This window comes from Albidovulum sediminicola, assembly GCF_025751575.1.
GTDB lineage: Bacteria > Pseudomonadota > Alphaproteobacteria > Rhodobacterales > Rhodobacteraceae > Albidovulum > Albidovulum sediminicola.
Genome location: NZ_JAOWLA010000004.1, coordinates 221,254 through 240,370 on the forward strand (window position 1 = coordinate 221,254; position 19,117 = coordinate 240,370).

General features: G+C 65.5%; 18 protein-coding genes and 1 pseudogene. 14 read left to right on the forward strand and 5 right to left on the reverse strand.

Features of this window, described 5'->3' with window-relative positions; translation table 11 throughout:
- Position 1: 1 nt before the first annotated feature.
- The 5 genes from OE647_RS06355 to miaA all read right to left on the reverse strand — a co-directional run bounded on the left by OE647_RS06355 (position 2) and on the right by miaA (position 6,365).
- A complete protein-coding gene (locus OE647_RS06355; RefSeq protein WP_263720879.1) occupies positions 2-1,429 on the reverse strand; it encodes an ABC transporter permease in 1,428 nt (475 codons plus the stop codon).
- 12 nt (positions 1,430-1,441) lie between these two features.
- Positions 1,442-2,482 carry an ABC transporter permease gene (locus tag OE647_RS06360; RefSeq protein WP_263720880.1) on the reverse strand — a complete coding sequence of 347 codons (1,041 nt, stop codon included), beginning with the start codon at positions 2,480-2,482 and terminating at the stop codon, positions 1,442-1,444.
- 130 nt (positions 2,483-2,612) lie between these two features.
- Complete coding sequence (locus tag OE647_RS06365) at positions 2,613-4,256, reverse strand: ABC transporter substrate-binding protein (RefSeq protein WP_263720881.1); 1,644 nt, start codon at positions 4,254-4,256, stop codon at positions 2,613-2,615.
- 175 nt (positions 4,257-4,431) lie between these two features.
- Entirely contained in the window at positions 4,432-5,376 is a 945-nt protein-coding gene (locus tag OE647_RS06370) for a helix-turn-helix domain-containing protein (RefSeq protein WP_263720882.1), read from the reverse strand.
- Between the two features lie 110 nt (positions 5,377-5,486).
- Entirely contained in the window at positions 5,487-6,365 is an 879-nt protein-coding gene (gene miaA, locus OE647_RS06375) for a tRNA (adenosine(37)-N6)-dimethylallyltransferase MiaA (protein WP_263720883.1), read from the reverse strand.
- A gap of 135 nt (positions 6,366-6,500) precedes the next feature.
- Between miaA and pyrH the strand changes: the two genes are divergently transcribed.
- The 14 genes and pseudogenes from pyrH to OE647_RS06445 all read left to right on the forward strand — a co-directional run.
- Positions 6,501-7,232 (forward strand): UMP kinase, encoded by a 732-nt coding sequence (gene pyrH / locus OE647_RS06380; RefSeq protein WP_263720884.1) that lies wholly within the window; start codon positions 6,501-6,503, stop codon positions 7,230-7,232.
- Positions 7,233-7,386: 154 nt separating this feature from the next.
- Positions 7,387-7,944, forward strand: a complete 558-nt coding sequence (frr, locus tag OE647_RS06385; protein WP_263720885.1) for a ribosome recycling factor — start codon at positions 7,387-7,389, stop codon at positions 7,942-7,944.
- A 34-nt stretch (positions 7,945-7,978) separates the two neighbouring features.
- Complete coding sequence (gene uppS / locus OE647_RS06390; protein ID WP_263720886.1) at positions 7,979-8,707, forward strand: polyprenyl diphosphate synthase; 729 nt, start codon at positions 7,979-7,981, stop codon at positions 8,705-8,707.
- Positions 8,704-9,492 (forward strand): phosphatidate cytidylyltransferase, encoded by a 789-nt coding sequence (locus OE647_RS06395; protein WP_263720887.1) that lies wholly within the window; start codon positions 8,704-8,706, stop codon positions 9,490-9,492. The genes uppS and OE647_RS06395 overlap by 4 nt, the downstream gene beginning before the upstream one ends.
- A gap of 4 nt (positions 9,493-9,496) precedes the next feature.
- A complete protein-coding gene (gene dxr / locus OE647_RS06400) occupies positions 9,497-10,678 on the forward strand; it encodes a 1-deoxy-D-xylulose-5-phosphate reductoisomerase (protein WP_263720888.1) in 1,182 nt (393 codons plus the stop codon).
- Positions 10,679-10,687: 9 nt separating this feature from the next.
- Positions 10,688-12,022, forward strand: coding sequence for an RIP metalloprotease RseP (gene rseP / locus OE647_RS06405; protein ID WP_263720889.1), 1,335 nt, complete (start codon positions 10,688-10,690; stop codon positions 12,020-12,022).
- 86 nt (positions 12,023-12,108) lie between these two features.
- Entirely contained in the window at positions 12,109-12,273 is a 165-nt protein-coding gene (locus OE647_RS06410) for a hypothetical protein (protein WP_263720890.1), read from the forward strand.
- 139 nt (positions 12,274-12,412) lie between these two features.
- Entirely contained in the window at positions 12,413-14,749 is a 2,337-nt protein-coding gene (bamA, locus tag OE647_RS06415) for an outer membrane protein assembly factor BamA (protein ID WP_263720891.1), read from the forward strand.
- On the forward strand, positions 14,749-15,327 hold the full coding sequence (locus OE647_RS06420; protein ID WP_263720892.1) for an OmpH/Skp family outer membrane protein: 579 nt from the start codon (positions 14,749-14,751) through the stop codon (positions 15,325-15,327). The genes bamA and OE647_RS06420 overlap by 1 nt, the downstream gene beginning before the upstream one ends.
- 74 nt (positions 15,328-15,401) lie before the next feature.
- On the forward strand, positions 15,402-15,860 hold the full coding sequence (gene fabZ, locus OE647_RS06425) for a 3-hydroxyacyl-ACP dehydratase FabZ (RefSeq protein ID WP_263720893.1): 459 nt from the start codon (positions 15,402-15,404) through the stop codon (positions 15,858-15,860).
- A gap of 2 nt (positions 15,861-15,862) precedes the next feature.
- On the forward strand, positions 15,863-16,657 hold the full coding sequence (gene lpxA / locus OE647_RS06430) for an acyl-ACP--UDP-N-acetylglucosamine O-acyltransferase (RefSeq protein ID WP_263720894.1): 795 nt from the start codon (positions 15,863-15,865) through the stop codon (positions 16,655-16,657).
- A complete protein-coding gene (locus tag OE647_RS06435) occupies positions 16,654-17,463 on the forward strand; it encodes an LpxI family protein (RefSeq protein ID WP_263720895.1) in 810 nt (269 codons plus the stop codon). The genes lpxA and OE647_RS06435 overlap by 4 nt, the downstream gene beginning before the upstream one ends.
- Positions 17,460-18,608 carry a lipid-A-disaccharide synthase gene (lpxB, locus tag OE647_RS06440; RefSeq protein ID WP_263720896.1) on the forward strand — a complete coding sequence of 383 codons (1,149 nt, stop codon included), beginning with the start codon at positions 17,460-17,462 and terminating at the stop codon, positions 18,606-18,608. Before OE647_RS06435 ends, lpxB begins: the two co-directional genes overlap by 4 nt.
- Positions 18,609-18,741: 133 nt before the next feature.
- Positions 18,742-18,991: pseudogene (locus OE647_RS06445) on the forward strand (transposase); the annotation flags it as partial.
- Between the last annotated feature and the right edge of the window lie 126 nt (positions 18,992-19,117).

The window sequence follows — 19,117 nt, forward strand, 5'->3', positions numbered from 1 at the left end:
CTTAATCCTTCAGGCTTTCTTCCCGCAGACCGTCGGCCAGCAGGTTCAGACCCAGCACGAGGCTCATCAGCGCGAGTGCGGGCACGATCGCGGGATGCTGCGCGATGGTCATCAGCTTGCGGCCCGCGTTGATGGTCGATCCCCAGTCCGGGCTTTCGGGGCTCAGGCCAAGGCCGAAGAAGCCCAAGGTGCCAAGAAGGATCGTGGTGTAGCCGATCCGAAGGCAGAAATCGACAATCAGCGGCCCGCGCGCGTTGGGCAGGATCTCCCAGATCATGATGTACCAGGGACGCTCGCCCCGGGTCTGACCGGCCGCGACGTAATCGCGCGTCTTGATGTCGAGCACGATCCCGCGGACGATACGGAAGACGGTGGGCGAGTTCACGAAGACGACCGACACGAAGACGATCAGCATGTTGCCCGGCATGTGGATCAGGTCGAGCGACTGCGGAAGGACCGCGACGCGGGTTCCGGCCTCGCCCACGAAGGACAGGTAGAAGTAGCCGCCGACGACCGCGATCAGGCCCACCATCACGTTGCGACGCGTGGGCACCACGTAGAAGCGGGAATTCACGAGCACCATCAGGAAGACGATCGGGAACAGGAACAGCACCACGCCAAGGTACTGCGGCATCCCGGTCTGGACGATCTCCGGCGTGACCAACAGGTAGAAGAACAGGATGACCGGAAAGGCGAGGATCAGGTTCGCCAGAAACGACAGCCCGGTGTCGAGCTTGCCGCCGTAGTAGCCCGCGGGCAGGCCCAGCGTGATCCCGACCATGAAGGCGAAGACGGTCGCGAAGGGCGCGATCACGATCACGATGCGGCTGCCCGCGATCACGCGGGAAAACACGTCACGGCCCAGGTGGTCGCCGCCCAGCAGATACCAGCCCGCGCCATCCGGCGTGGGCGTGCCGGGGACCTTGTTCTTCATCCCGCTGATCTGGCTGAGCACGTCATGCGTCGCCACGATGTCCGAGAAGATCGCGGTGAAGACCCAGAACATGACGATGCCGAAGCCGATCATCCCGATCGAGGAGTCGAAAAGCTTGCCGTAAAGGCCAAGCCGCCGCTTGAAGCGGAACGACAGGACAAAGAGCACGATGATCGAGCCCCAGACGGGCGTCAGCTTCTTGCACACCGCGCCGATGATCCCTGCCGTCCCCATGGGCGTCAGGACACCCGCGACGACATAGGCCAGCCCCAGCAAGACAAGCGCCAGGAACAGCCATTTGACGGCCTTCTCCGATCCTCCGAAAAGGCCGCCGCGCGCCACCAGCGTGCCGTCGGGATTGGCCTTGACGGATTGTTCGGGGGCAAAGAGCGACAGCACCATTTGCGCGACCACGGCCAGCGCCAGAAGCGCCGCGACGCCTGTCACGACCGGGTTGAGGACGGACAGGGAGCCGGTCCAGCTCAAGGGTTCCATGCCTGTTCCTCCTTACGAAATGCGGATGCGCGGGTTGAGGAAGACATAGCCGATGTCAGAAATCAGCTGCGTCACCAGAACCACGAACACGGCGACGACAGAGCAGCCCAGAAGAAGCTGGATGTCGTTGTTTCCTGCGGCTGAGACGAGCGTCCAGCCAAAGCCCTTGTAGTTGAAGAGCGTCTCGGTGATCACGACCCCGTTCAGGAGCCAGGGAAACTGCAACATGATCACCGTGAAGGGGGCGATCAGCGCATTTCGGAGTGCGTGCTTCACGACGACGTTGCGGAAGGACACGCCTTTCAGCCGCGCGGTGCGGATATATTGTGCGGTCATCACCTCGGTCATCGATGCGCGGGTCATGCGGGCGATATAGCCGATGCCGTAAAGCGCGATGGTGATGACGGGCAGGAAGAAGTTCTCAAAGTTGATGCCGTCCATGGCGCTGGTCGCGGTGCCCTTGAAGACCTTCCAGCCCATGGAGGTCGCGAAGACCGCGATCAGGATGACGCCTGAAACATACTCCGGCGTCGCCGTCGAAGCGATTGAGAAGGTGGAAAGCGACCGGTCGAGCTTCGAGCCCTCGCGCATCCCGGCCAGCACGCCGATGATCAGCGATGTGGGCACCATGACGACCATGACCCAGAACATCAGCAAGCCCGTCAGACCCAGCCGCGTGGACAGGATCGAGGAGACGTTATCCTTGAAGACCGACGAAAAACCCCAGTCGCCCTGAAGGATGCCGCAGAAGGTCGGGGCCATGTCCGGATCGGTGCCGCGCGGGATGCAGCGGCCTTGAACGACGCCATCTGCCTCATGGGTCCAGCCGGGAACCACGCCCAGCCATTCCCCATAGCGGACCAGCAGCGGGCTCGCGTAGCCGTTCTTTTCCAGCCAGCTTGTGACCTCTGCATCCGTGATCCGGCTGCCGGCCTCGGATTTCGCAAGCTTTTCAAGGTTGGGGGGCAGGTTTGTCAGGTAGAAGACGATCAGGGTCAGGCACAGGGCCGTTAGAACCATCGTCGCCAGTCGTCTGAGCAGAAATATCAGCATGGCTGTCGGTCCCTTTCTCCCGCGAATTGGGAGCAGGCTGTCACGCCGTCATGACGGCGCGTTTCTTCGGGTTCGAACCGAACGAAATGGCGCGCGGGGGCTTTCACCCCGCGCGCCAGGTCTTCTCGGATCAAGCTTCGATCGACCACTTGTAGTGGTGATGTTCGAAGGTCGGGTGCATGTCCGCGCCCATCACGTTCGCCTTGAAGTGCCGGTAGACGTTCCGCCAGTAGGGCTGGATCAGCACGCCCTCGTCCTGCATGATCTTCTCGATCTTGGCCATGACCTCGCGGCGCGCGTCCGCATCCGAGATCGCCATCGCTTCGGCCAGAAGCGCGTCGAACTCAGCGTTGGCGAAGGCGGTTTCGTTCCAGGCGACGCCGGACTTGTAGGCCAGCGCGAGGACCTGAACACCCAGAGGGCGCATGTTCCACTCGGTCGAGGAGAACGGATACTTCGTCCAGTCGTTCCAGAAGGTCGAACCCGGCAGGATCGTCCGCTTGATGTTGATGCCCGCATCGCGGATCTGCGCCGCAACCGCGTCGCAGGAGGCCGCCTGCCAGGCATCGTCGATCGAGATCAGTTCGAACTCGGTATCGGCATGGCCGGCCGCGGCGATCATCTCTTTCGCCTTGGCAGGATCGATGACCAGCGGCGGGAGTTCGGCATATTCCGGATGGATCGGGCAGACGTGGTGGTTCTCGGCCGGCGCGCCCAGGCCCGCATAGCCCAGTTCCAGCACGACGGCGTTATCGACGGCCATCTGGAGAGCGCGGCGCACGTTCACGTCCTGATACAGTTCGGACAGCTGGTTGAAGCGCACGGCCAGCGTCGCGGAGGTCACGGCCTCGGACTTGGACCAGCCGATGCCGTCGAAGATCTCCACGAAGTCACCGTCGGTGCGGTGCAGCATGTCGATTTCGTCGGCTTCCGCAGCCGCCACGAAGGACGACGGGTCGGTGCCGAGGTCGACATACTCGATCCGGTCAAGGTAGGGCCCGCCGTAGACTTCGGTGCCCCACCAGGTATGCTCGGTGTTGCGCACGAGCACCTGCTTGACGCCGACCTCGTTGGTTTCCGGCAGGTAGGCGCCGGTACCGATCGGGTTCGCCGAGGGGTCGCCATTGTCGTAGGCGGAGTGCACCACCGCGGCCGGGTAGTCGGCCATGCCGACGATGATGGTGATGTCCGGCGCGGGCAGCGTCAGCTTGACGGTATGGTCGTCAATGATGGTAATGGCGCCGTCGCGGGCCATCTTGGTGTTTTCGTCGACAAGCGCGCCCATGCGGGCCGCCATCGAGTTGCCCTCGACATTGGCGTCACACCAGCGGGTGATGTTGTTGGCGACGTCGGCGGCGGTGAAGTCGTCACCGTTGTTCCACTTCACGCCCTGGCGGACGTTCAGCGTGTATTCGGTCGCGTCTTCGTTGGCTTGCCAGCTTTCCAGCAGCATGCCGCGCAGCGTTCCGTCGCCGTTGTACTCGACGAGGTAGTCAAGCCAGCCGCGGCTGAAGTTGGCCAGTTCCGACCAGTCGTAGGTGCGCGGGTCTTTCTGAGCCTTGGTTTCGAGCTGGCAGCGGATCGTCCCGCCAGCGGTCTGGGCACGCGCCGCAGTCGGTGCGGTCATCCCCAGCAGACCGTAGGCTGCGGCGGCGCTCACGCCAAGCGCGGAGGTGCGGGTCAGGAACTCACGGCGGCTCAGCGTGCCGGCGCGGACTTCCTCAGCGTAGGATTTTGCCGCCGAATGGATATTCGGCGTGAAGTGTTCTGTCATTATTTATTCTCCCTGTGTGACGTGTCTCGTGCGCAGAAATCAGGCCACAGAATCTGCGGCCATCAGGTCCCACGACGGTACTCACACGCGCATTGCGCCCGGTTTTGCCCCGAACGTCAACGTCGGTTTGCGTCATGATGGCTAAAATTTACGACATCATGTTGCGCGCCGCGCATCATGCGCCCCGCCGGAAAGCAGAAGGCGTCTTGCCGGTGCGATGCTGGAAGGCGCGCGTGAAATAGGCTGGGGAGGTGAAGCCAAGCTGCTCTGACACCCTTGCCACGGGAAGCCGGGTTTCCAGCAGCATCCGCCGCGCTTCGAAGATCACGCGGTCGTGCAGCAGGTCTGAGGCGGAGCGTCCGCAGGTGTTCCTGCAAACCCGCGTCAGATGTGTCGGCGTCACGCCCAACGCGCGGGCGAAATCGGCAACGCCCTGGCCGCTTCGGAAACCGTCTTCAAGCAGGTCCGCGTAGCGCCGCGCAAGCCGATGGTAGGCCCCGGAACGCCCGGTCTCCGCCGCGCCCGCGTGGCGTTCGAGCCAGACCGACAGCAGGCCGAGGTAGTGGCGCGCGGCCCGTTCGTGACCCGGCTTGGCGGCCTCGACCTCGCGCTGGATCTGGTCGAGAATATTCGAAAGCTCCCCCTGCGGGATGGCGTCGCGCACCCGCAGGTGCATCGGCTCTTGAGGCAGGCCCAGATCCTCGGCATTTCCGAAGAAGAGAGCGATGCCAAAGCTTTGCGGACCGGCCTCGAACCCATGCATCGCCCCGGCGGGCACGAAGATCGCGTTGTGGGCGCCATAACCGCGCGTCACGCCGCCAACGGTCACGCGCCCCTGGCCGCGGGTGAACCAGTAAAGCACAGGACCGTTATAGGAGCGCATCGCCTCCACCCGCCAGCGGCCGCCCTGCGCAAGGCGCTGGATCGGAACCAGCCTGAGCCCGCCATCGTCCGCCGGCAGGGGCTGGGGTGCGCGTCGCGGCTCCGCCGGGCGTGCCGTGGCCTTTGGGGGCTGGGCGGGCCTTTCAGCAGGGGGCGCGGACACGGCCGCCGACTCCGCCTTCGGAATACGGTTGGCATAAAGGGACAGCGGCGTCGCGGAAAATATTTTGGCGGTCATTCTCGGATCATTCGGGACGGAGTATTCGAGCCGATTCTAGCGCGTTGCGAATCATGCGCCAAAGGGAATTTTCACCCGATTCGATCAATGCGCGGCGCGTGGCCGATCCGTCACGCCGAGGTAAGCGGCATCCAGCCCGCCATGCGGCTTCGCAACCAGGTCCGCTGCCGCTTGGCATATTGGCGGCTTGCCGCCTGCGCGGCCTCGACGGCGGCGGGCAGCGCGGTTTCACCGCGCAGATGCGCGATCAACTCCGGCGCCCCGATTGCCTTGGCCCAGGGTTGGGCGGGGTCCCAATGGGGCAGGGCGGCGCGCGCCTCGTCCAGGGCGCCCTGCGTCAACATGTTCCGGAACCGGCGGTCGATGCGCTCGGCCAGCCAGTCGCGGTCACACTCCAACCGGATCGCCGTCGCGTCGACGAGCGGCAGCAGTGCCGGGCCGGTGTCGTCCTGCCAGGCGGCGATGCCGCGCCCGGTCGCGCGCTGCACCTCCCACGCGCGCTGGACGCGCGCGGGGTTTCGCAGGTCGATGCGGGCGGCCGTCGCCGGATCTAGATCGGCGATCATCGCCTCCATCCGCCCGGCGGCGGCCAGCGCGTCGGCCTCGGCGCGAACCTCTGCGGGAACGGGCGGGATTTCGGCCAGGCCCTCGGTCAGTGCGGAAAGATAAAGCCCGGTGCCGCCGACGACGATCAGCCGCTTGCCCTCGCCCAGAATCGCGGAAATCTCGCGCAGCCAGTGGCCGACGGAGTAATCGGCGCCGCGCGGCAGGTGGCCGTAAAGCCTGTGATCGGCCTGCGCCTCCTCCTCCGGGCTTGGTCGGGCGGACAGAATGCGCCAGCAATTCCATACCTGAAGCGCATCCGCGTTAACGATAACACCGCCTTGGGTCTCCGCGATGGCAAGCGCCAGTGCCGATTTTCCCGAAGCCGTCGGACCGGCGATAAGGACGTGCCTCTCGTTCGAGAGAGTTTTTATTTTTTCCAACATGTTGCGCGTCTTATTTCAAGTTCGTCTCTGCGACATTCCGACTTTGCCGACTTTCCCGCGTCCTGCCCTGTTGAACCCCAGAGCGATTTCCTTCATCTTGCGCCGTCAGAAAAGAAGCGGCAAGCGGAGCGCAAGATGAACGGGGCGACAGAACCCAAGGTGACCTACAAGCGCGTACTTCTGAAGATTTCGGGTGAGGCGCTGATGGGCGATCAGGGGTTCGGGCTGCACCCGCCAACCGTTGCCCGCATCGCCAACGAGGTGAAGTCGGTTCACGACCTTGGCGTCGAGATCTGCATGGTGATCGGCGGCGGCAACATCTTCCGCGGGCTTTCCGGCGCCGCGCAGGGGATGGAGCGGACGACGGCGGACTACATGGGGATGCTCGCGACCGTCATGAACGCCCTTGCGATGCAGGCGGCGCTTGAGCAGTTGAACATCCATACCCGCGTGATCTCCGCCATTCCGATGGATCAGGTGTGCGAACCCTACATTCGCCGCCGCGCGGTTCGCCATCTGGAGAAGAAGCGCGTTTGCATCTTCGCCGCCGGGACCGGGAACCCCTATTTCACCACCGACACCGCCGCGACCCTGCGGGCCAATGAAATGGGCTGCGAGGCGATCTTCAAGGGCACGAAGGTGGACGGCGTCTACGACAAGGACCCCAAGAAGTTCGATGACGCCAAGCGCTATGATACCGTGACCTTTGACGAGGTGTTGCAAAAGCACCTGGGCGTCATGGACGCCTCCGCCATCGCGCTGGCCCGCGACAACAACCTGCCGATCATCGTCTTCTCGCTGGATGAACCCGGCGGGTTCCGCGGGATCCTCGCGGGTGAGGGGACCTATACCAAGGTTCAGGGCTAGGGGCGGGCACGCCGATCCCTGTCCATCAAGAAAGGCGTAACCTTGCCTTGCGAGGATCGCGCGGTCGCCCGCTTGGGCCCAAGATTGCTATACAACCCGTCACCAATGGCTTAAGAGCCTAGCCAAAGTTGCTGATTGACCGTGAGAGGGCAGAATGTCTGACGATTTCGAACTGGACACCGACGATCTGGAACGCCGGATGGACGGGGCGCTCGCGTCACTCAGACAGGAATTCGCGTCGCTGCGCACCGGGCGCGCCTCGGCTTCGATCGTCGAGCCGATCATGGTCGATGCCTACGGCTCTTTGACGCCCGTCAACCAGGTCGGCACGATCAACGTGCCGGAGCCGCGCATGGTGACGATCAACGTCTGGGACAAGGCGCTGGTCGGCAAGGTGGAAAAGGCGATCCGCGAATCCGGTCTCGGCATCAACCCGCAGACCAACGGTACCATCATCATGCTGCCGATCCCCGAGTTGAACGAGGAGCGTCGGCGCGAACTGACCAAGGTCGCCGCGCAATATGCCGAACACGCCCGCGTCGCGATCCGCAACGTGCGCCGCGACGGCATGGACAAGCTGAAGAAGGCGCAGGGCGTCAGCGAGGACGACCAGAAATTCTGGCATGATGAGATCCAGGAACTGACCGACAAGCATATCGCGCTGGTCGACAAGGCGCTTGAGGGCAAGCAGGCGGAGATCATGCAGGTCTGAGCCGTCTTGCAGGCGCGGATGTGAGGGGCGGCCGATGGGCGCTAGGGATCTGACCGGGGCAGGGGCCATGCACGTCGCCATCATCATGGACGGGAACGGCCGCTGGGCGACCGAGCGTGGCTGGCCACGTCTGGTCGGGCACCGGCGGGGTGCCGAGCGCGTGCGCGCCATCGTCGAAGCCTCACCCGGTCTCGGCATCCGGCACCTGACGCTCTATGCGTTTTCGACCGAGAACTGGAAGCGCTCGACCGAAGAGGTCATCGGCCTGATGTCGATCTTCGCCCGGTATATCGAAAGCGAGGCGCAACGCCTGTCGGACGCGGGCGTCCGTCTGCGCTTCATCGGCGGGCGTGAGCGGCTGGACCGGAAGTTGCAGAAGCTGATGGCGGGGATCGAGGCGAAGACGGCGCCCAACACGGGGCTGAACCTCAACGTCGCGATCAACTACGGCGGTCGGGACGAGATCGCGCGCGCCGCGCGCAAGTTGGCGGAAGATGTCGCGACAGGCCGGATTTCCCCCGATGATGTCGGCGAGGACGCATTCGCCGCGCGGCTCGACACCGCAGGCCTGCCCGATCCGGACCTGGTGATCCGCACCTCGGGCGAGACGCGGATCTCGAACTTCCTGCTCTGGCAGTCGGCCTATGCGGAATATGAGTTCACCCCGACGCTGTGGCCGGATTTCACCCCGGCGGAACTTGAAACCATCCTGTCGCGTTTCCGGGTGCGGGATCGGCGCTATGGCGGGACGGTTTCGGCATGAGCAGTGCGAAATGGGATGACCTGGCGCCGCGCGTCCTGGCCGGGATCGCCATGGCCGTTGTCGGGATCGCCGCCGTCGTTGCGGGCGGCGTCTGGATCACCGCGCTGTCGGTTCTTGTCACCGGGCTCATGCTCTGGGAACTGGCCACGATGACCGCGCCCGACCGGCGGGGCGAGGCGCGCGCGCTGGGGCTGATCGCGGCGCTCTGCCTGGGCGTCATTCTGTGGCGCCACGCCCCGTTCGCGATGGCGTTGGCGGTGGTGCCGCCGGTGCTGGGCGCGCTGCGCCCGCGCCGCGACCGCGTGGTCTTTCTCCTCTACGCGTTCGCGGTGATGATGACCGGCTACGGCTTCGTGGCCTTTCGCGAAGGGTTGGGGCTTGGCTTCCTCCTATGGGTCGTTTCGGTCGTCGTCGCCTCGGACGTTCTGGGCTATTTCGGCGGGCGCATCATCGGCGGGCCGAAGTTTTGGCCCAAGGTTTCGCCCAAGAAGACCTGGTCGGGTACGGTGTCGGGCTGGATCGGCGCGGCGCTGGTGGGCGTTGCGTTCACGGCCATTGCAGACGCGCCCGGCTGGCTGGCCTTGCTCTCGCCCGTCGTGGCCTTCGCCGCGCAGATGGGTGACATCGCCGAAAGCGCGATCAAGCGACGCACCGGGGTCAAGGACAGCTCTCACCTGATCCCGGGTCACGGCGGTGTGCTTGACCGGTTCGACGGTCTGATCGGGGCCGTGCTTTTCCTGCTGCTCTGGGGCTTCGCGCTGCCCTTGCCGCTGATCGGGGGCTGAGCGCATGCGCAGGGTTTCGGTTTTCGGGGCCACCGGTTCCATTGGCGAAAACACCTTCGACCTGCTGATGTCGCAGGGTGGGCGCGAGGCCTATCGTACAGTCGCCCTGACCGGCGGGCGCAATGTCGCGCGTCTGGCTGAGATGGCGCGCGCTCTCGGGGCCGAGGTCGCCGTGACCGCCTATGACGACTGTCTCGCCGATCTGAAGGCGGCGCTTGCCGGAAGCGGGGTCGAGGCCGCCGCAGGCCCCGCCGCGATCGCCGCCGCGGCCGACCGACCGGCCGATTGGACGATGTCGGCCATCGTCGGGGCGGCCGGGCTTGTCCCGGGGTTCCGCGCGCTCGCGCATGGGGGCACGTTGGCGCTGGCCAACAAGGAAAGCCTTGTGACCGCCGGTCCCATGTTGATGGCTAAGGCCGCGGCGCATGGCGCGCGCATCCTGCCGGTCGACAGCGAACATTCCGCCGTTTTCCAGGCACTCGTCGGTGAGGACATGGGCACGGTTGAGCACATCACCATCACCGCCTCAGGCGGGGCTTTTCGCGACTGGCCGATGGAACGCCTCGTGCAAGCGACGGTGGCTGAGGCCTCGACCCATCCCAACTGGGCCATGGGCCAGCGCATCACGATCGACAGCGCCTCGATGTTCAACAAGGCGCTTGAGATGATCGAGGCGCGGGAATTCTTCGGCATCGCGCCCGAGCGGATCGAGGTGCTGGTGCATCCGGAATCCCTCGTCCATGCAATGGTGGGTTTCCGCGACGGCGGCATGATCGCCCATCTGGGTGCCCCCGACATGCGCCACGCCATCGGCTACGCGTTGAACTGGCCAGAGCGTGCGCATCTGCCGGTCGCGCGGCTCGATCTGGCCCGCATCGGCGCGCTGACTTTCCGCGCGCCCGATCCCGCACGCTATCCGGCGTTGCGTCTTGCGCGTGAAGTGATGGCGGTGGGCGGTCTTTGTGGCGCGGCCTTCAACGCTGCGAAGGAAGCCGCGCTTGATGCTTTCATCGCCGGCAGGGTCGGGTTTACCGTGATGGCCGAGGTGGTCGAAGCCGTGCTTGAGGCGCTTTCGCAGGAGGGCGCCCTTGGAAACGGTCCGGGCGATCTCGATATGTTACTGGAGGCCGACGCCCTGGCGCGGCAAAGGGCGGCAGAGGTGATCGCCCGTCGGCAAGGGAGTTGAGTTGTTCCAATGGTGGCCTTTGTTGAAGCCCTAGGCGGGCAGATCTTCTATCTTGCCGCCTTCCTCGGCGCGCTTTCGATCATCGTGACGGTGCATGAATACGGTCACTACATCGTTGGCCGCTGGTCGGGCATTCACGCGGAGGTCTTTTCGGTTGGCTTCGGGCCGGTCCTGGCCTCGCGCGTCGACCGCCACGGGACGCGCTGGCAGGTCGCGGCCTTCCCGCTGGGGGGCTACGTCAAATTCCTGGGCGACGCGAACGCCGCCTCCGCCGGGGCCGATGACGAAACCATGTCACGCCTGTCCGAGGCCGAGCGCCGCCGGACCATGCATGGCGCGCCCCTTTGGGCGCGCGCGGCGACGGTCTTTGCAGGACCTTTCTTCAACTTCATCCTCGCCACCGTGATCTTCGCGGGCTTCGTGCTGGCACGCGGCATTGCCGACGACAGTCCCACGATCACCGAGTTGAAGCCGCTCCCCGTTGAGGGCGTGACGCTGCAACCGGGCGATCGGATCGTCTCTGTCGCGGGAACCCCGGTCACGACCTTCGAGGACTTCATGCTGGCCGCCGACGCGTTGCCGTCCGTGCCGCTGGTTGATTACGGCGTGGTCCGCGACGGAGGAGAGATCGAGGCGAAGGGGCCGCAGGCCTTTCCGCCGCTGATCTCGGGCGTGGCCCCCAAGAGCGCGGCGATCGACGCCGGGCTTCGGGCGGGCGACGTGATCGTTACCGTGGACGGCACCGACATCTACCGGTTCGAGGATCTGCGCAGCCGTGCGGTGGGCAGCAACGGGGCGCCGCTTTCGCTGGTGGTCTGGCGCGACGGCGCGACCTTCGATACCACGCTGGAACCGCGCGAGCGCCCGGTTCAGACCGAGGATGGCGGGTTCGAGATGACCTGGCAGATCGGCATCTACGGCGACATCGCCTTTGACCAGCATTCCCGCCCCGCAACCCTATGGGAGGCCGCCTCGATCGGTGTTCAGGCGACCTTCGCCTCGATCGCGGGCACGATCTCCAGCCTGGTTGCGATCGTGGCGGGCTCGATCTCAAGCTGCAGCATCTCGGGCGCGATCGGCATCGCCCAGGCCGCGGGGGCGGCGGCCAGCCAGGGCTGGTCCTATTTCATCGGCCTTGTCGCCTCGCTTTCGGTGGCCATCGGCTTCCTCAACCTGCTGCCGATTCCGGTGCTGGACGGCGGGCATCTGATTTTCCACGCCTACGAATGGGCGCGCGGAAAACCACCGTCGGACCGGATGATGAACTTCGCGATGACGCTGGGGCTTGTGCTGGTGCTGTCGCTGATGGCCTTCGGACTGTCGAACGATCTGCTTTGCACCTGAAGCCACGCCGTTTCACGCCGCCGTATTGATGCCGTATTTCTGCGATTAACTTAGGCAGGACCCAACTTCGGCATTGGCGGCTTGCGATGAAGACGATTGAAAACGGCTATCGTGGTCTTTCCCTGATTTATGATCTTGGATTCGACCGGGTCATGGTTCCCCTGATTATCGCGGCAGGGCTCGGCCTTGCCGCGTTTCTCGCGACGGAAGTCTCGCTTCTGCGGGTGCCTGCGGACTATTTCCTGAACTGATCGCGTTGGTCCCCAACCCAAGCGCGCGATCCGCGGCGCGGCTTTGAAGAAGGCCGCGCCGCTCCCTTTTGACAAGGTGCGCCAAAGGGGCTAGTGACTCCTCCAGGCCTAGACTTAAAAACGGACAGGGGGACGGCGGATGGACCGGCGGCGCAATTTCGGCGGCAAGAGCGGTTTGGTTCGCTCGGGGCTCGCCCCTGCGGCAATCGCGATTTCCCTCGCGTTTACAGCGCTTCCCGCACCGAGTTTCGCGCAGGATTATGTTTTCAGCACCGTCAGGATCGAGGGCAACTCCCTGATCGAGGACGCGACGATTCTCAAGTTCGCGGGAATCGCCCGGGGCACCTCGATGAGCGCGGCGGAGCTGAACGACGCCTACCAGCGCATCGCCGATTCCGGGCTTTTCGAGGCGGTGGAACTGGTTCCGTCGGGCGGCACGCTGGTGATCCGCGTCGTCGAGAATCCCACGATCAACGTCATCAACTTCGAAGGCAACCGGCGGATCGAAGACGAGGAGCTTGCCACCGTCATCAAGTCGCAGTCCCGGCGCGTCTTCTCCGCCGCGCAGGCAGAGGCCGACGCCGCGGCCATCGCACAGGCCTACGCCGATCAGGGCCGGCTTTCCGCGCGGGTCGAGCCGCGGATCATCAAGCGTGACGGCAACCGCGTCGATCTGGCATTCGAGATTCGCGAAGGTCGCGTGACCGAGATCGAGCGGCTTTCCTTCACCGGAAACCAGGCCTATTCGGACTGGCGCCTGCGCCGCGTGCTCGAGACCAAGCAGGCAGGCATCTTCCGCCGCCTGGTCCAGCGCGACAGCTTCATCGGCGACCGGACGGAGTTCGACAAGCAACTGCTGAAGGACTTCTACAACTCCCGCGGCTACGTCGACTTTCAGGTGCTCTCCGTCGCCTCGGAATACTCGCGTGAGCGTGACGCATTCTTCCTGACCTTCAACGTCCGCGAAGGTCAGCAGTTCCGCTTCGGCAAGATCACGACCGTGAGCGAATACGAAGGCGTCGATCCGGCGGAATATGCCGAGGTCATGAAGATCCGTGACGGCGCGTCCTATTCGCCGCTGGCAATCGACACGACCATCACCAAGATGGAAGCCGTTGCCCTCAAGAACGGCCTCGACTTCCTGCGAGTGGAACCGCGCGTGACCCGCAATGAGCGGGAGGGGACGCTCGACGTGGCCTTCGTCCTGACGAAGGGCCCGCGCGTCTTCGTTGAGCGGATCGACATCGAGGGCAACGCGACGACGCTCGACCAGGTGGTGCGCCGCCAGTTCCGCACGGTCGAGGGCGACCCCTTCAACCCGCGTGAGATCCGCGACGCGGCGGAGCGCATCCGCGCGCTCGGATTCTTCGCCAACTCCGAGGTGAACCCGACCCAGGGGACCGGCGCCGACCAGGTCATCGTCGATGTCAACGTCGAGGAAAAGCCCACCGGATCTTTGACCTTCGGGGCCAGCTATTCGGTCGCGAACGGCGTCGGTTTCAACATCGGCCTGTCCGAGGCGAACTTCCTCGGACGCGGGCAGTATGTCAGCGTCAACCTGAACGTGGGGGCCGACACGCAGAACAGCGGCATCACCTTCATCGAGCCTTCGGTGCTGGACCGCGACCTGAAGTTCCGCTTCAACACCTATTACAACACCACCGACAAAGATAACGCAGCCTATAATACGACGCGGATCGGCGTTCAGCCGTCGTTCGAGTTCCCGCTGAGCGACTTCACCCGGATGGAGTTGCGCTACAAGCTCGCAAGCGATGAGCTGTCCGAGGTCGGGGGCGACACCCCCGCCAATTCTTCGCCCATCTTGGTTGGCGAGGAGGGCAAGGAGGTTTCCAGCGCGATCGGCTATACGGTCAGCTACGATACCAGGGTCGGCGGCATGGACCCGACGCGGGGAACCTTGCTACGCTTCAGCCAGGACTTCGCGGGTCTGGGGGGCGATGTCGAGCAGTTGACGACAACGGCTCTGGCCTCGCATCAGCGCAAGATCATGCGTGAGGACGTGACCGTGCGTGCCGAGATTGAGGGCGGCGTCGTCCATCGCTTCAACGGCGATACGCGCATCCTTGACCGCTACACCGGCAACGGCAAGATCCGTGGCTTTGAGCCCAACGGGATCGGCCCGCGCGACCTGAACGCGGTGAACGAAGACGCGCTTGGCGGCAACTACTTCGCCGTGGCCCGCCTTGAGGCGGAATTCCCGCTGGGCCTGCCCACGGAATACGGCATTTCGGGCGGCGTGTTTGCCGATGTCGGCTCCGTCTGGGGGCTGGACAACACGACGGGCGCGGGCGGGGCTGCGGTCGATGACTCGCTCAATCTGCGCGCGGTCATCGGTTTCTCCGTCTTCTGGGAATCCGTGCTCGGCCCGCTGCGGTTCAACTTCTCGCATGCGCTCAAGAAGGAAGACTACGACCGCACGCAGAACTTCGACCTGACCGTCTCCACGCAATTCTGATGCGCGGCCTGTTCGCCGTCCTGTCGCTGGCCGTGGCGCTTGCCGTGCCCGCGGCCGCGCAGGAGATGACGGTGACCTCGGGGCCGAGGCCGCTCGTCGCCTCCATCCTTGTCCTGGATCAGGAGCGGCTCTTCGAGGGCTCGCTTTGGGGCAAGCGCGTCATCGCCGAGATCGAAGCGGAATCGAACGCGCTTGCGGCTGAGAACCGCAGGATCGAGGCCGATCTGCAGGCGGAGGAGCAGGACCTGACCGACAAGCGCCAGACGCTTCCGACGGCTGAGTTTCGCGCCCTTGCCGATGCGTTCGACGCCAAGGTCATCGATATTCGCCGAAACCAGGATACCAAGGCGCGCGATCTTGTCCGTCTGAACGACGCGGAGCGGCAAGCGTTCCTGGCGACGGCGGTGCCGGTGCTGCGCAAGCTGCTGGCGGAAACGCCCGGTGCGGTTGCCATCCTGGATCGCCGCACGGTCCTGATCGCCGCCGACGTGATCGACATCACCGACGAGGCGGTCGCGCGCATCGACGCGACGCTGGGCGCGGGACAGCGCCCGCAGCTTCCGCCGGCCGAGAACTGACCGGCGCTTGCGCCGCGAAGCCCGAATTGGTAGCTAGTTCGGACAACCTCAAGCCCCTCGCGCAAGGACGAAAGATGACCGACGCACCCGTGACCGAGGCCGATATCCATCTGATCCAGCGGATCATTCCGCACCGCTACCCGTTCCTGCTGATCGACAAGGTCGTGGATATCCGCGTCAACGAAGGCTGCGTCGGCATCAAGAACGTGACCTTCAACGAGCCGCATTTCCAGGGCCATTTCCCGCAGGCTCCGATCATGCCCGGCGTCACCATCGTCGAGGCGATGGCGCAGGCCGCCGCGGTTCTGGTCGGGATTTCCATGGACGTGGTCGGGCGCGACCTGCTGACCTATTTCCTCTCGATCGATTCCTGCAAGTTCCGCCGCAAGGTGGTGCCGGGCGATGTGCTGGAACTACACATGACCGTCAAGCGCGGCGGCGGCAAGATCTGGAAGTTCCACGGCGAGGCGAAGGTCGCGGGCGAACTGGCCTGCGAGGCCGACATCGCGGCGATGATGGACCTCAGGGACTGACGATGGCGATCGATCCCAGCGCAGTGGTCCACCCTTCGGCCTATGTGGAGCCGGGGGCGGAGATCGGGCCGGACTGCCGCATCGGTCCCTTCAGCCTGATCGGGGCGCAGGTGCGGCTTGCGCGCGGCGTGGTGGTGAAAAGCCACGCCGTCATCACCGGCACGACCGAGATCGGCGAGGAGACGGTGATCTTCCCCTTCGCCACGATTGGAGAGATCCCGCAGGATCTGAAATTCCGTGGCGAACATACGCGGCTGAAAGTCGGTGCGCGCAACCGCATCCGCGAGCATGTGACCATCAACACCGGGACCGAGGGCGGCGGCGGCCTGACCGAGGTCGGCGACGATTGCCTGATTATGGCGGGCGCCCATATCGCGCACGACTGCCGGATCGGCAACAACGTCATCCTCGTCAACAACGCCGCCCTTGCCGGACACTGCGTGATCGGCGACGAGGTCATCGTTGGCGGCCTGTCGGGCGTTCACCAGTTCGTCCGCATCGGGCGCGGGGCGATGATCGGCGCCGTGACGATGGTCACCGCCGATGTCATCCCCTACGGGCTCGTGCAGGGGCCGCGCGGATCGCTCGACGGGCTGAACCTTGTGGGGCTGAAGCGGCGCGGGCTTGATCGCGGCGATATCGGTGCCTTGCGTGATCTCTTCAACGCGCTTGCGGGCGGGAACTTCCGCGAAAGCGCACGCCTGGCGGCGGAGGCGGACGACGCGACGGCACAGGTGCGCGAGGTTCTGGACTTCATCCTCGGCCCCTCGGACCGTTCGTTCCTGACGCCGCGATGACCACCGCGCTGATCGCCGGGCAGGGCGCCCTGCCGTGCATCATTGTCGATGAACTCTCCGCTGCGGGGGAGCCGTTCGTGGTGGCCGCCCTGCAGGGGTTTGAGCCGGAGCTGCCGGGTCAACCCGTCGAGGTCTTCCGGATCGAGCGGTTGGTGCCGTTCCTCGATCGGCTGGCTGATCTGGGCGTGACGCGCGTCTGCCTGGCCGGTGCCGTCCGTCGCCCGAAGCTTGAGCCGGAGTTTTTCGATCCCCGGACCGCGACCTTGGTGCCGCGCCTTCTGGCCGCCATGCAGCCCGGCGACGACGCGACGCTGCGCACCGTCATCGCGATTTTTGAGGAACACGGGTTCGCGGTCGTCGGCGCGCATGAGCTTGCGCCGGGCCTTCTGGCGCCGGCGGGGGTACCCACCCGGGCCACTCCACCCAAGGATGGGGCCGAAGCGAACCTGGGCGAGGCGACGGTGGCCGACATGGGTCGCACCGACACGGGCCAGGCCTGCGTGATCTCGGGCGGCGTTGTTCTCGCGCGGGAGGGCGAGGCAGGCACGGACGCGATGCTGGCCGGGCTGGCGCCGCATGCGCCGCGCCGCGGGATCCTGTTCAAGGCCCCCAAACCCACGCAGGACCGGCGTGCCGACCTGCCGGTGATCGGTCCGGGCACCGCGCGCAATGCGGCAGCTGCGGGCCTCGCGGGCATCGTGATCGAGGCGGGCGGCGTCATGGTCCTGGATCTGCCCGGCGTGATTGAAACCCTGGACGATGCCGGCATGTTCCTTTGGGTACGTCCCCCCGGGGGCGGGGCATGAAGCTTTTCCTCATCGCGGGCGAGGCGTCGGGCGACGCGCTTGGTGCCGCGCTGATGGCGGGGCTGAAGGAACTGGTGCCAGACGTGACCTTCGAGGGGATCAGCGGCCCGTTGATGGAGGCCGAAGGCCTCCAGAGCCGCTTCCCCATGGAGGAGTTGTCGGTCATGGGCCTGATGGAGGTCCTGCCGAAATACCGGCACCTGAAGCGCCGGATCGCGGAGACGGCCCAGGGCGTCACCGCGACCCGTCCCGACGCGCTGATCACCATCGACAGCCCCGACTTCTCCCTGCGCGTGGCGCGTCTCGCAAGGGTGGGCCTTCCGGCGCTGAAGGCGATTCATTACGTCGCACCCTCGGTCTGGGCCTGGCGTCCGGGGCGGGCGGCCAAGATGGCCGAGGTCATCGACCATGTGCTGGCGCTTCTGCCGTTCGAGCCGCCCTACATGGAAGCTGCGGGGATGACCTGCGACTTCGTGGGGCATCCGGTGGCGACCATGCCGGTTGCAACGCCCACCGAGGCGGCGGCTTTTCGCGCCCGCCACGGGATCGCCCCCGATGCGCCGTTGGCCCTTTGTCTGCCGGGCTCGCGGAGGGGTGAGGTCGGGCGGCTCGGTCCGAGGTTCGGGGCGGCCCTCGATCTGGTCGCGAAAGAGGCACCGGAACTGGCCGTCGCCATCCCGACGGTGCGGGGCGTCGCCGCGCTGGTGCGGGAGACGACGGCGCACTGGTCACCCCGCCCGGTCGTTGTGGAGGGCGCGGAGAAAGCGGCCGCCTTCGCCGCCGCCGATGTGGCGCTGGCGGCCTCCGGCACGGTCAGCCTGGAACTTGCGGCGAATGCGCTGCCCATGGTGATCGGCTACGACTTCAACCCGCTCACGCGCTTCATCCTGCGCCGGATCGTGCGCCACGATACGGTGACGCTGGTCAACCTCGTCTCGGAAACCCGGGCGGTGCCGGAGTTCCTGGGCGAGGCCTGCCAACCCGGGCAACTGGCTGGCGCCGTGACGCGGCTCTTGCGCGATCCGGGCGCGCGGGAAAACCAGCGGGCCGCCATGGCGCTGACGATGGAGCGGCTCGGCCGGGGCGGCGAGCCGCCGGGCCTGCGCGCCGCGCGCTCGGTGCTCCGCGCGATCGGTCGAGCTTGAGCGGTGCGGGAGGCGTCTAGCGCCCCGATGTCAGGGGGATGCGGCGGCAGGATTTTCTCGGCCGGATGAACGAGGAGGTTCCGATGAAGACGCACGTTTCACCGAGGCCCAGATCATGGGCGTGCTGCGCTAGATGGAGGGCGGTGTATCTGCCGCCGAGCCGTGCCGAGCGCACGGGATGAGCGGTGCGACGCTGTACAAATGGCGGGCAAAGTATGGCGGCATGGACGCGAGTCTCATCAGCGAGATGAAAGCGATGGCCGGGGAGAACCGCGGGCTGAAGCGCCTGTACGCCGATGTCAGCATGCAGAACGACTTGCGCAAGGAAGCGCTCGGAAAAAATGACACGGCTGGCTCAGCGCCGGAAGTTGGCTGTGAAAGCGCGATAGTACCCCGGCGCGTGGTTCAGGCGCGCCGCCCTTCGAAGATGTCCAGGTTATCAGGATGCCAGGGCGGGCAGCCTGACGGTGGGATTGTCGGTGACGCGGGCGGGGGGCAAGCGACATGTA